Here is a 12,460-nt window from a genome sequence, read left to right as displayed (position 1 = left end):
GGCGGGGCCAGCCGTAGGCTGTCTGCCATGGCAACAGCACCATATGGGGTTCGTCTGCTGGTCGGCGCCGCCGTGACCGCCATCGAGGAAACCCGCAAGCTGCCCTCCACGATCCTGATGTATCCGATGACGGTGGCGAGCAACATCGCGCACATCGTCATGAAGGTTCAGCAGGACCTGGCCGACCTGGTGATCAAGGGCGACAGCGCCCTGGAGAACATCTTCCCGCCGAAGGACGAGCAGCCCGAGTGGGCGACCTTCGACGAGGACTCCGCCGCAGACGACGACGCGCCTATACAGGACGGCGAGCGCCTCACCGAGGGCCGGTTCGCGCTGTACAGCACCACCGACGGCGTCGAGGTGAAGTCGCAAACCTCGGCCCAGCCGTCGTCGCGGGCAACGGCCCCCACGAGCGCGCCGCCGATCGCCGAGGAACTCGATTACGAGTCGCTGACGCTGGCTCAGCTGCGCGCCCGGCTGCAGTCGCTGAGCGTGGCCGACCTCGAAGCGCTGTTGGCGTACGAGGAAGCCTCCAAGTCGCGCGCGCCGTTCCAGACGCTGCTGGCCAACAGGATCACCCGCGCGTCCGCCAAGTGACCAGCGCTCAAAGCAACTCTGCGGAGAACCCGTATCCCGTCCGCGCGGTGGCCATCCGCGTGGCCGGCTGGATCGACAAGCTCGGCACGGTGTGGGTCGAGGGTCAGCTGACCCAGATCAACGTGCGCAATTCCACCGCCTACATGGTGCTGCGCGATCCGGCGGCCAACATGTCGCTCGATGTCAGCTGCTCGCGTGACCTGCTGCTCTCGGCGCCGGTGAAGCTCACCGAGGGCACCCAGGTGGTGGTGTGCGGCAAGCCGAGCTTCTACACCGTGCGCGGCTCGTTTTCCTTGCGCGTCAGCGACATTCGCGCCGTCGGCGTGGGTGAGCTGCTGGCCCGTATCGAACGGCTGCGCAGGCTGCTGGAGGCCGAGGGACTGTTCGACCCTCGGCTCAAGCGCCCGCTGCCGTTCCTGCCATCGACCGTCGGCCTGATCACGGGACGGGCCAGTGCGGCCGAGCACGATGTGACGACGGTGGCCGCCGCCCGCTGGCCCGCGGTGCGCTTTGCGATCCGCAACACCGCTGTGCAGGGCGTCAACGCGGTGGCACAGATCGTCGAGGCGTTGCGCGAACTCGACGCCGACCCCGAGGTCGACGTGATCGTGATCGCCCGCGGCGGTGGCAGCGTGGAAGACCTGCTGCCGTTCTCCGACGAGACGCTGTGCCGTGAGATCGCCGCGTGCACCACACCGGTGGTCAGCGCCGTCGGCCATGAGCCGGACAACCCGCTGTGCGACCTGGTCGCCGATATGCGGGCGGCCACCCCGACCGACGCCGCCAAGAGGGTGGTGCCCGACACGGCGGCCGAGCTGGCGCTGGTGTCCGAACTTCGGCACCGCAGTGCGCAGGCTCTGCGCAATTGGGTCGGCCGCGAGCAGCGCACCGTCACCCATCTGCGTAGCCGGCCCGTGCTGGCCGATCCATTGGGCGCGCTGACACACCGCACCGAGGAGATCGAGCGGGCCCGGGCCTGCGTCCGCCGCGATGTCAAACGGCTGGTCGCAGGCGAATCCGACCGGATCGGCCACCTGGCGGCGCGGCTGGCCACCCTGGGTCCGGCGGCCACCTTGGCGCGCGGTTACGCGGTGGTCCAGGTACTGGACCAACACGGAGAAGCCGCGATTCTTCGCACCACGGCCGACGCACCGGCCGGCACCCGGCTGCGTATCCGCGTCGGCGACGGTGCGATCGGCGCAAACAGCACAGGCCCGACGGACGGATCCCCATGAGCACGCCAGACGAGACGACGCCCATTAGTCAGCTTGGCTACGAAGATTGCCGGGATCAGCTGATCGAGGTCGTTCGGGTGCTCGAGCAAGGCGGGCTCGATCTTGATTCGTCGCTGAAACTGTGGGAACGAGGCGAGGAACTGGCACGACGCTGCGAGGAGCACTTAGCCGGAGCGCGCAAACGCATCGAAGATGCGCTGGCCGCCCGCGACGCCGACGAGGAGTGATCCGGCCAGCGCGCTAACCTGCAACATTGGAAAACTGGAACGTGTTTCAGTTATTCTCCCCGCCATGAGTGATGCCACCCTGACAACCGAGCTGGGCCGCGTCCTGGTGACTGGCGGCGCCGGATTCGTCGGCGCCAACCTCGTGACCGAGCTGCTGGACCGTGGACATTTCGTTCGCGCCTTCGACCGGGCACCGTCAGCGTTGCCCTCCCACGAGCGCCTCGAGGTGGTCCAGGGCGACATCTGTGACACCGCCACCGTGGCCGCCGCCGTCGACGGGATCGACACGATCATCCACACCGCGGCGATCATCGACTTGATGGGCGGGGCGTCGGTCACCGAGGAGTACCGCAAGCGCAGCTTCGACGTGAATGTCGAAGGGACCAAGAACCTGGTGCACGCGGCCCAGGCGGCCGGCGTCAAGCGGTTCGTCTACACCGCCTCCAACAGCGTGGTCATGGGTGGCCAGCGGATCGTCAACGGCGACGAAACACTGCCGTACACAGCACGTTTCAACGACCTCTACACCGAGACCAAGGTGGTGGCCGAGAAGTTCGTGCTGAGCCAGAACGGCGTGAACGGGCTGCTGACCTGTTCGATCCGGCCCAGCGGCATCTGGGGCCGAGGTGATCAGACCATGTTCCGCAAGCTCTTCGAGCGAGTGATCGCCGGGCACGTCAAGGTTCTCGTCGGCAACAAGGACGCCAAGCTCGACAACTCCTACGTGCACAACCTCGTGCACGGATTCATCCTGGCCGCAGAACATTTGGTGCCCGGTGGCACCGCACCCGGGCAGGCCTACTTCATCAACGACGGTGAGCCGATCAACATGTTCGACTTCTCCCGGCCGGTGGTGGAGGCCTGCGGCGAGAAGTGGCCGACGGTCTGGATTCCCGGCGGCTTCGTCCATGCCATCCTGACCGGCTGGCAGTGGCTGCACTTCAAGTTCAAGTTCCCCCAGCCGCCGCTGGAACCGCTTGCGGTGGAACGGGTGTCGATCGACAACTACTTCTCGATCGCCAAGGCTCACCGTGACCTGGGCTACCAGCCGCTCTACACCACCGGTGAGGCGCTCGAGCACTGCCTGCCGTACTACACCGACCTCTACGCCGAGATGAAGGGCTAGCTAGCGCATTGCGTTCTTGACGGCTTGCCCGTAGGCGGTCTTCTGCTCGCTCGTCAGTGTCGGGGCGAACACCACCACGATGTCTTCGACCTGGAGCATGTCGGGCACCGCGGCGGCGTAGAGCTCCGCGCGGCCGGTGCTCGGAAACTTCAGGATGGACACCGTGTCGGTGTCGGTCGCCTCCAGGCAGCCGGCCGTCGGGCAGGTCGACGCCGTCTCGTCGCGTGCGTTGACCGCGGGCAGCTTGGCCTTCGTGATGGCGTTCAGCACCTCGGCGACGGAGACATTGTTGAGCAGTACCGCGCCTGCCGTCGTCGGCGCCGGGTGCGAGTCCCGTGCTCCGCAGCCCGCCGATACCGCGGTCAACAGGGCCGCCACCACCAGGCCGCTCTGCCTCCACATACCTCGAGCCTAGCGATCTCGGCGATTCGTGAATTGTTGGTGAGAAGCGGCATGCGCTCCATCCGGTTGGCCTAGCTTCTGAACATGCCTGACGGAAAACCCAACATCTTGGTCATCTGGGGCGATGACATCGGCATCACCAACCTGAGCTGCTACAGCGACGGGCTGATGGGCTACCGCACCCCGAACATCGACCGCGTGGCCAAAGAGGGAATGCGGTTCACCGACTCTTACGGCGAGCAGAGTTGCACAGCCGGCCGATCCTCGTTCATCACCGGGCAGAGCGTCTACCGCACCGGGCTGAGCAAGGTCGGCATGCCGGGCGTCGACATGGGCCTGTCCGCCGAGGACCCGACCATCGCCGAGCTGCTCAAGCCGCTCGGGTACGCCACCGGACAGTTCGGCAAGAACCACCTGGGCGACCTGAACAAGCACCTGCCCACCGCGCACGGCTTCGACGAATTCTTTGGCAACCTTTATCACCTCAACGCCGAGGAGGAGCCGGAGAACCCGGACTACCCGACCGAGGAAGAGGCGCCGCTGCTGCGCAAGATGCTGCTCCCCCGCGGCGTCATCCACTCCTGGGCGACCGAGGAGGCCTCCGACGAGGTGGACGAGCGGTTCGGTCCGCTGGGCAGACAGCGCATCGAGGACACCGGGCCGCTGACCAAAAAGCGGATGGAAACCATCGACGACGAGACCACCGAGGCGTGCGTCGACTTCATCAAGCGCCAAGCCGAGTCATACACCCCGTTCTTCGTGTGGATGAACATGACGCACATGCACTTCCGCACCCATACCAAACCGGAAAGCCTCGGGCAGGCCGGCCGTTGGCAGTCGCCTTACCACGACACGATGATCGACCATGACCGCAATGTCGGTCAGGTGCTGGACTGCCTCGACGAACTCGGCATCGCCGAGGACACCATCGTGATGTATTCCACCGACAACGGTCCGCACGCAAACAGCTGGCCCGACGGCGCTACCACACCGTTCCGCAGCGAAAAGAACACCGGCTGGGAGGGCGCCTTCCGGATTCCGGAGATGATCCGCTGGCCAGGAAAGATCCCCTCCGGGGAGGTGTCCAATGAGATTGTCCAACATCATGATTGGCTGCCGACGTTCTTGGCGGCCGCCGGTGAGCCGAACATCATCGACAAGCTCAAGCAAGGTCACACGATCGGGGACAAGACCTATCACGTTCACATCGACGGCTACAACCTGCTGCCGTATCTGACCGGTGAGGCCGACGAGTGCCCGCGTCGCGGGTTGATCTACTTCTCCGACGACTGCGACGTGCTCGGGGTCCGCTACGAGAACTGGAAAGTCGTCTTTCTGGAGCAGCGTTGCCAGGGCACATTGCAGATCTGGTTCGAACCGTTCACCGAACTGCGGGCACCCAAGCTGTTCAACCTGCGCACGGATCCGTTCGAACACGCCGACGTCACGTCGAACACGTACTGGGACTGGGTATTGGAGCGAATCTTCATCTGCCTGTACGCCAACGCACTCGTCCTGCGATTCCTCGACACGTTCAAGGAATTCCCACCGCGAGCCGAGCCGGCGTCGTTCACCATCACCGCCGCGGTGGAGAAGCTGAAGAAGTCTCTGGAGTCGGTGGGCGCCTGACGTTGGCTGACCTGGACTCCTGGCACGACGGAGCCGCGAAGTCGGCGATCGTCGACTTCGCGGCACGCGCGGCCGATACGGTTGCGCCGGAGGAACGTATCGCCGTGTTCGACAACGACGGCACACTGTGGTGCGAGAAACCGGCGTACATCCAGCTCGACTTCCTGGTGCGCCGGATCGCCGAACAGGTGGCGGCTGATCCCGCGCTGGCCGCCGAACAGCCGTACACCGCGGCGGCGGCCGGCGACCTGGGGTGGTTCGGCGAGGCTGTCACCAAGCACTACAACGGCGACGACTCGGACCTGAAACTGCTTGCCAAGGCTGTCCTTTCGGCCAATGCCACCGTCACCACCGAGGAACACGCGGCGCGTGTCAACGCGTTTTTCGCCGATGCCAAGCACCCGACGCTGGGTCGGCCGTACACCGCCTGCGGTTATGCGCCGATGGTCGAATTGCTGCGCTACCTCGAGTCATTCGGCTTCACCAACTACATCGTCTCCGGCGGAGGCCGCGACTTCATGCGCCCCGTCACCACCCCGATGTACGGCGTCCCGCCGGAACGGGTGATCGGTAGTTCGGTCGGTCTGATCTTCCAGAACGGCGAACTGCTGACCACCGCCCAACCGGAGTTCCTCAACGACGGTCCGGTCAAGCCGGTGCGCATCTGGGGCCGGGTGGGCCGGCGGCCGATCTTCGCCGCGGGCAACTCCAACGGCGATATCGAGATGCTGCAATACGCCACGGCAGGCCGAGGCCCGTCGCTGGCGATGATGGTCCACCACGACGACGCCGAGCGTGAATTCGCCTACACCGCAGGCGCGGAGAAGGCGATGGACCACGCCGAGAAATCCGGCTGGAGCCGGGCCAGCATGCGCGACGACTGGAAAACCGTCTTCAGTGACTGAACCCGAGCTGGTTGCGATCCCGGGGCAGACCGTCATGCTGGGATCCGATCGGCACTACCCCGAAGAAGCTCCCGCTCGACCGGTGACCGTTGACGGCTTCAGGATCCAGCCCCGTCAGGTCACCAATGCAGAGTTCACCGAATTCGTCTCGGCCACCGGTTATCTCACCGTCGCCGAGCGTCCGCTGAACCCCGCGGACTATCCCGGCGCACCCGCCGCGAACCTGCAACCGGGCTCGATGGTGTTCCGCCGCACCAGCGGGCCCGTTGACTTGCGTCACCTCAGCCAGTGGTGGACCTGGACGCCGGGCGCCTCGTGGCGGCACCCGTTGGGCCCCGGTTCCTCGATCGCCAAGCGCGCCGAGCACCCGGTCGTCCACGTCGCGTTCGACGACGCCACTGCGTACGCAACCTGGGCCGGACTGGTCTTGCCGACCGAGGCCGAATGGGAGACCGCCGCCCGCGGCGGGCACGAGCAGGCCGACTACACGTGGGGTGATCAACCGGAAGGGCCCGGCGAGCGGCTGGCGAACTATTGGCACGGCGATTTCCCCTGGCGTCCGGAACCCGGCTACGGACGCACCACCGACGTCGGCTCCTTCCCGCCCAACGGATACGGACTCTTCGACATGGCAGGCAACGTCTGGGAGTGGACCACCGATTGGTGGGCGGGCAGCGAGGCAGCCAGCCATGACCCCGCGCAACCGCAGTTCACGGTTCCACGCAAGGTCGTCAAGGGCGGATCGTTCCTATGCGCCGACAGCTACTGCATGCGCTACCGTCCCGCCGCGCGCCGGCCGCAGATGGTCGACACCGGGATGAGCCATATCGGCTTCCGCTGCGTGAAGCGATAGGACCGGTACCTCGCCCGTGCTTCACTAGAACGCGTTCTCAGACCGGGAGGGAGTTCGATGTCCGACGCTGTGCTGGTAACCGGCGCGTTCGGGTTGGTGGGAAGTGCCACCGTCAAGCAGCTGGCGGCCACCGGCCGCCAGGTGGTCGCCACCGACCTCGAAACCCCGGCAACGCAGAAGGCCGCCGCCGGTCTCCCCGCCGGAGTCCAGGTGCGGTGGGCGGACCTCACCGACCCGGCCGCGGTCGAGAAGCTGCTGGCCGAGGTCTCCCCCGCCGCCGTAATCCACCTGGCCGCGGTGATCCCCCCGCTGTGTTACGCCAAACCGCAACTGGCTTACAAAGTCAACGTCGGGGCGACCGCGAATCTGGTGAAAGCCCTTGAGGCGCATCCCCATCCGGCGCGTCTGGTGCAGGCCTCCAGTATCGCCGTCTACGGGCCGCGCAACCCGCATCACATCACCGATGTGCTGACCGCACAGACGCCGGTCAACCCGTACGACAACTACGGCAAGCACAAGGTCGAAGCCGAGGCTCTGGTGCGCGCGTCGAGTCTGGACTGGGTGATCCTGCGACTCGGCGGGGTGCTGACCACCGAACCCAACCTCGGGATGGACCCCAACCTGATCTTCTTCGAAGGCGTGCTGCCCGCCGACGGGCGCCTGCAGACCGTCGACGTCCGCGATGTGGCGTTCGCATTCGCGGCGGCCACCACGGCCGACGTCCTGGGCCAGACCCTGCTGATCGGCGGCGACGACACCCACCGGCTGCGGCAGGGCGATATCGGGTCGGCGACGACGGCGGCGATGGGCTTGGTCGGCGCGCTGCCCCCGGGACGCAAGGGCGACCCGAACGATGACGGCGGCTGGTTCGCCACCGACTGGATGGACTCGGCATCCGCGCAGCAGGTGCTCAAACACCAGCACTACTCCTGGCCCGACATGCTGGCCGAGACCGCGGACAAGGTCGGCTGGAAGCGCTACGCCTTCCGGATGATCGCACCGTTGGCGCGGGAGTACCTCAAACGCCAGTCGCCGTACTACGGTCAGCCGCCCGGGTACGGCAACCCGTGGGAGGCCGTGCGGCGCAAGTGGGGAGCTCCGGAGAACGACGGGAAGGTGTCATGACCGAGCAGGTAGCCGTGATTGTCGGAGGCGCTTCCGGGATCGGCTGGGCGACGGCCCAGACGCTGGCGGCCCAGGGCATGCGCGTGACGATCGCCGACCGCAACACCGATCTGGCCCGCGAACGCGCGGCGACACTGGGTGATCCGCACACGTGGGCGGAGGTCGAAGTCACCGACGAAGCCTCGGTGGCAACGCTTTTCGACGGCGTCGCGGCCCGCGAAGGCGGCCTGCACGTGGTGGTGAACTGTGCGGGGTTCAGCGGCTTCGGTGTCATCACCGAGCTCGACGCCGAGCAGTTCCGCTCGGTCGTCGATGTCTGCCTCAACGGTGCGTTCCTGGTGATGAAGCATGCCGGCCGCCATCTCGGCGAGGGCGGTGCGCTGGTGTCGCTGACGTCGCTCAACGCCCGGCAGCCGGCAGTGGGGATGAGCGCGTACTGCGCGGCGAAGGCCGGCTTGTCGATGCTTACCCAGGTGGCGGCGCTGGAAATGGGTCCGCGCGGGATCCGTGTCAATGCCGTCGCTCCCGGCTTCGTGCACACGCCGCTGACCGAAGGCGCGGCCATGGTCCCCGGTGTCGTCGACGAGTACGTCGAGAACACGGCGCTGGGCCGGGCGGGAACGCCGCAGGACATCGCCGACGCGGTCGCCTTCCTGTGTTCGCCTCAGTCGTCCTGGCTCACCGGCGAGATCCTCGACCTCAACGGCGGCGCACACCTCAAGCGCTACCCCAACATTGCGGAGCACCTGACCCGGCTGATGAACCAGTAGTTCGGTGAACACCGAGTTCACCGCCACCCAGAAGCGCGCTCTGGCGATCGTCACGCTGATCGCCGTGCTGCTGGGTGCCTACTTCCTGCGGCACTACTTCATCCTGGTGGTGATCGCGGCGATCGTCGCCTATCTGTTCACCCCGCTGTACAACCGGTGCCGGCGCCGGTTCGGGACCGGGTTGTCGGCGACGATGACGGTGCTGGCCGCGCTGGCCACTGTCATCATTCCGGTGGGCGCGCTGTTAACGCTTGCGGTGCTTCAGGTTTCGCACATGGTGGTGCATGTGGCGGAGTGGGTGCAGAACGCCGACATGTCGACCGTCGGCGACCACGCGCTCACCTACATCAATCATGCGCTGGCCAAACTGCCGTTCGGCCACTTCTCGGTCACCACCGAGTCGGTCCGGGGCAACCTGGTCAGCGTCTCTCAGGGCGTCGGCCGCTGGCTGCTGCACGCATTGCAGGGCGCCGCGGGCGGGGCGATCGGCGTCGTCACATCGGCGATCATCTTCTTGTACGTGTTGGTCTCGCTGCTGACCAATCAGGAGCAGCTGCTGACGCTGATCCGCCGCCTCAACCCGCTGGGCGAAGAGGTCACCGACCTCTACCTGGCCAAGATGGGCGCGATGGTGAAGGGAACGGTCAAGGGACAGTTCATCATTGCGCTGGTTCAGGGCTTGCTGGGTGCGGCGTCGATCTACATCGGCGGGTTCCACAACGGGTTTTTCATCTTCGCGATCTTCCTCACCGCGCTGTCGGTCATTCCGCTGGGCAGCGGCATCATCACCATCCCGTTCGGCATCGGGATGATGTTGTTCGGCAACATCGCCGGCGGCCTGTTCGTGGTGCTGTTCCACATCATCGGCGTCACCAACGTCGACAACTTCCTGCGCCCCATCCTGGTGCCGCGCGAGGCCCGGCTGGATCCCGCGCTGATGCTGCTCGCGGTGTTCTCCGGGATCGCCATGTTCGGCTTCTGGGGCATCGTGCTGGGCCCGGTCCTGATGATCATCATCGTCACGACGATCGCGGTGTACCTGGCCGTGTACAAGGGCGTGGAGATGACGTCGCACGAGCCGCCCGAGAAACGCCGCCGGTTGTTCCGGCGGCGCATCCAGGCCGAGACGACGGCGGTCGCCGCGGACGGCGAGCCGGCCGAAAGCTAGTCGACCTGCTTGAACCAGGAGATGACGACCATCACCATGGCGGCGACCAGGGCGACGATCACCCACAGCACCAGGGCCATGTCGATCCACGCGCCCGGCGGCGGTGCGCCCGGCAGGATGTTGCGCAGCGGGACGATCGCGAACAGCATTGCGGCGTACCACGTTGCGAACGGCATCTGGAACTGCTTGCGCCTGGTGATCACGAGCACCGAGGTGAAGATCGCGATGGTCGGCAGGGTGAGCAGCACGATGACGATGCCGAGGTCGAATGCCAGCGGGCCGAGGGCTCGGCTGAAGGTCACCTGCGTGGCGTCGCCGTCACCCTTGGCCGCGGGCGACGGGGCGACCTGCTCGCTGGACAGGTCCCAACCCTGCAATGCGCCGGCAATCTGAACCTTGGCCGGGATGATCTTGCGATCGTCGCCCTCACCCACCAGCAGGTCGGCGCTGATGCCTTGGGTTTGGTAGCGATCGAACGGCCAGGTGTTCACGTCGCCGTCGACGTCGATGGTCGTCGTCACCTCCGCGGGTGCGGCACCGGCCGGGAACTTCAAGTCGCCCAAAGAGTTCCACGGATGCAACCGCACCGCGATGTCTTCCTTGAGGGTGTCCAACTTCTCATCCACCAGCGAATCAGCCGGGATGACAAGCACTTTGGCGTCCACTTTGTAGTCGACGGTGCGCAATGCCTGCAACGTGATCAGCACTGTTGTCTCTGATCCATTGCCTTCGCCCGACGCCTCCAGCTCCTTGGCGGAGCCGGACAGCCACCAGTAGCCGAACAACGTGACGATGTAGGCCAGCACGACGACCAGCACGGTGAGGATGGCGACAGTCTTGCCACGTGACGCGGGTTTCGCGGTGGGAGCCGGAGTCTGCGGCTCGGCGGGGGGGCGGCGGTGGTCACGCGGGAATCGTATATTGACGCACGCGACCGCGCTGGCCTTTCCTCCTTTAGAACGGAGGCGGATCATCGCTGTTCAACGGCGGTGCGGGTCCGAACAGTGCACTGTGTCGGGATCTTCGCTGTCGGTGGTTGTGCCGACGCTCGGCGGCGATGTACTTCGCACGGTTCTGCCCTCGCGTGGTCTTGCGACGCGGCATGAACAGCGTGCGATCACCCGGTGCGTCGATGTCGGCGAGTCGGTGCAGCGGCGGCAGCGTCGGCGTCATCAAACTCGGGAACAACACCGCACTGCCAGGCGTGGTCACATACGTCTGATCCCCGGGCAGCTCCCAGATGACCGTGCCATCAGCCAATTGCGTGTCACGCCAACCCCAGAACGTCTTCAAGATATGACAACGACGACATAGGCATTTGAGGTTGCCGGCATGCGTGGGGCCGTACGGATACGGAACCGTATGGTCCAGATCGCAGTGCGAGGCCGGCCGGTCGCAGCCCGGTGCGCGGCAGGTGAGATCGCGAGCGCGCACGAAGTCGGCGAGTGCGCGTGATGGGCGGTATCCCCGCTCGGCCGCAAGATCGGCGGGGTGCGTCAGCGGACTGAGCGTGGCCCCCTTGGCCAGTTCGGCCACCACCTCCGCCGGGATCACCGAATCGGCACCCATCAGGTAGCCGGGATCATCGGAGCGCCCGTCGACGGTGGCTTGCTCGGCGACGATGTGAATCACCACCGGCCCCGGCGCGGGCCGGCACGCGGCCGGGCAGTCCGGGTCGCCGCACCGGCAGGCCAGCCGGTCCGCGCTGACCGCCATGGCGCCGTAGGCATCGGCATGTCTCTGGTCTGCTGTGCGCGGGTCGGCCTCACACACCGAGTTGGCCAGCGCGTCGAGCCGCTGCCGGAACATCTCGGCGTCGGTTGTCGCCAACCGTGCAATCACCTCGACGCATCCGTGGTCCTCGTCGCCGAACACCACCTCGCGGTCGCGGACCTTCTCGCGAACCCTGCGCACCGCGTCGGGGTCGTGCTTGGCCACGATGCGGTCGATCTCGGATGCCAACCGACCGCGCGTCATCGACGGCCACCGCGCCGCCCGCTGCGCCAGCCGCCGGTCCACCTCGGCGAGGACGGCGTCATCGGTGATCAAGGCGGTGCGATAAACGACCGTCTGGAACATCTGCACATCGATATCGCCGGCGATGAAGATGGCCGCGACCGAGGGCAACTGCTTCATCGCCAAGCCGTAGTTCATGTAGCTGCCCGCCTTGGCCGAGCTGATCCGCAGCGCGGCAGAGACTTCGGCGCCGACCGCCGCCCAGGTGTCGACGGCCCAGTCTTCTCGTTCTCCGCGTTCGCGGCGACGCAGTTCGAAGAGTTCGGCGATCGCCGCCAACCGCCGGGCAGCCGTCTGATTCTCCGCCCGCGCGGAGGCGACGATGCTGGTCAGCAGGGCACGCGACTCAGCCGTCTCCGACGGCTCGAAGTAGTCGTGCAGCCGGCTGGTTCCGAACATACGTTCGA

At 66.3% G+C, this 12,460-nt stretch carries 13 protein-coding genes; 10 read left to right on the top strand and 3 right to left on the bottom strand.

Annotated features, from left to right (window positions below; translation table 11 throughout):
- The first annotated feature begins 27 nt into the window (after positions 1-27).
- From D3H54_RS06935 to D3H54_RS06920, 4 genes are read left to right on the top strand one after another with little or no spacing between them, the layout of a single operon-like run.
- Entirely contained in the window at positions 28-597 is a 570-nt protein-coding gene (locus tag D3H54_RS06935) for a lipid droplet-associated protein (protein WP_149378423.1), read from the top strand.
- A complete protein-coding gene (gene xseA / locus D3H54_RS06930) occupies positions 594-1,832 on the top strand; it encodes an exodeoxyribonuclease VII large subunit (RefSeq protein ID WP_149378422.1) in 1,239 nt (412 codons plus the stop codon). The genes D3H54_RS06935 and xseA overlap by 4 nt, the downstream gene beginning before the upstream one ends.
- Positions 1,829-2,059, top strand: coding sequence for an exodeoxyribonuclease VII small subunit (locus tag D3H54_RS06925; RefSeq protein ID WP_149378421.1), 231 nt, complete (start codon positions 1,829-1,831; stop codon positions 2,057-2,059). The genes xseA and D3H54_RS06925 overlap by 4 nt, the downstream gene beginning before the upstream one ends.
- Before the next feature lie 52 nt (positions 2,060-2,111).
- Positions 2,112-3,185 (top strand): 3-beta-hydroxysteroid dehydrogenase, encoded by a 1,074-nt coding sequence (locus D3H54_RS06920; RefSeq protein ID WP_168215043.1) that lies wholly within the window; start codon positions 2,112-2,114, stop codon positions 3,183-3,185.
- Here D3H54_RS06920 and D3H54_RS06915 read toward each other — a convergent pair whose 3' ends face one another.
- Positions 3,186-3,587 (bottom strand): hypothetical protein, encoded by a 402-nt coding sequence (locus D3H54_RS06915; RefSeq protein WP_149378419.1) that lies wholly within the window; start codon positions 3,585-3,587, stop codon positions 3,186-3,188. It lies immediately after the preceding gene.
- An 84-nt stretch (positions 3,588-3,671) separates the two neighbouring features.
- Here D3H54_RS06915 and D3H54_RS06910 point away from each other — a divergent pair, with 84 nt between their 5' ends.
- From D3H54_RS06910 to D3H54_RS06885, 6 genes are read left to right on the top strand one after another with little or no spacing between them, the layout of a single operon-like run.
- Entirely contained in the window at positions 3,672-5,216 is a 1,545-nt protein-coding gene (locus tag D3H54_RS06910; RefSeq protein ID WP_149378418.1) for an arylsulfatase, read from the top strand.
- Positions 5,213-6,121 carry an HAD family hydrolase gene (locus D3H54_RS06905; RefSeq protein WP_149383389.1) on the top strand — a complete coding sequence of 303 codons (909 nt, stop codon included), beginning with the start codon at positions 5,213-5,215 and terminating at the stop codon, positions 6,119-6,121. The genes D3H54_RS06910 and D3H54_RS06905 overlap by 4 nt, the downstream gene beginning before the upstream one ends.
- 34 nt (positions 6,122-6,155) lie before the next feature.
- The gene (locus D3H54_RS06900; protein WP_502707758.1) at positions 6,156-6,974 is read left to right on the top strand and encodes a formylglycine-generating enzyme family protein; all 819 of its coding nucleotides are present in this window, start codon (positions 6,156-6,158) and stop codon (positions 6,972-6,974) included.
- 57 nt (positions 6,975-7,031) lie between these two features.
- Positions 7,032-8,099, top strand: a complete 1,068-nt coding sequence (locus tag D3H54_RS06895) for an NAD-dependent epimerase/dehydratase family protein (RefSeq protein WP_149378416.1) — start codon at positions 7,032-7,034, stop codon at positions 8,097-8,099.
- Entirely contained in the window at positions 8,096-8,869 is a 774-nt protein-coding gene (locus tag D3H54_RS06890) for an SDR family NAD(P)-dependent oxidoreductase (RefSeq protein ID WP_149378415.1), read from the top strand. Before D3H54_RS06895 ends, D3H54_RS06890 begins: the two co-directional genes overlap by 4 nt.
- A 4-nt stretch (positions 8,870-8,873) precedes the next feature.
- On the top strand, positions 8,874-10,037 hold the full coding sequence (locus D3H54_RS06885; RefSeq protein ID WP_149378414.1) for an AI-2E family transporter: 1,164 nt from the start codon (positions 8,874-8,876) through the stop codon (positions 10,035-10,037).
- Here D3H54_RS06885 and D3H54_RS06880 read toward each other — a convergent pair.
- Both D3H54_RS06880 and D3H54_RS06875 read right to left on the bottom strand, forming a co-directional pair.
- Entirely contained in the window at positions 10,034-10,855 is an 822-nt protein-coding gene (locus tag D3H54_RS06880; RefSeq protein WP_286199151.1) for a DUF4436 domain-containing protein, read from the bottom strand. The two genes, D3H54_RS06885 and D3H54_RS06880, sit on opposite strands and share 4 nt — an antisense overlap.
- Positions 10,856-10,991: 136 nt before the next feature.
- Positions 10,992-12,452 (bottom strand): HNH endonuclease signature motif containing protein, encoded by a 1,461-nt coding sequence (locus D3H54_RS06875; RefSeq protein ID WP_149378413.1) that lies wholly within the window; start codon positions 12,450-12,452, stop codon positions 10,992-10,994.
- Between the last annotated feature and the right edge of the window lie 8 nt (positions 12,453-12,460).

This window comes from Mycobacterium sp. ELW1, assembly GCF_008329905.1.
In the GTDB taxonomy this organism is placed as follows: Bacteria; Actinomycetota; Actinomycetes; order Mycobacteriales; family Mycobacteriaceae; genus Mycobacterium.
This window is presented reverse-complemented; position numbering and strand designations above follow the sequence as displayed.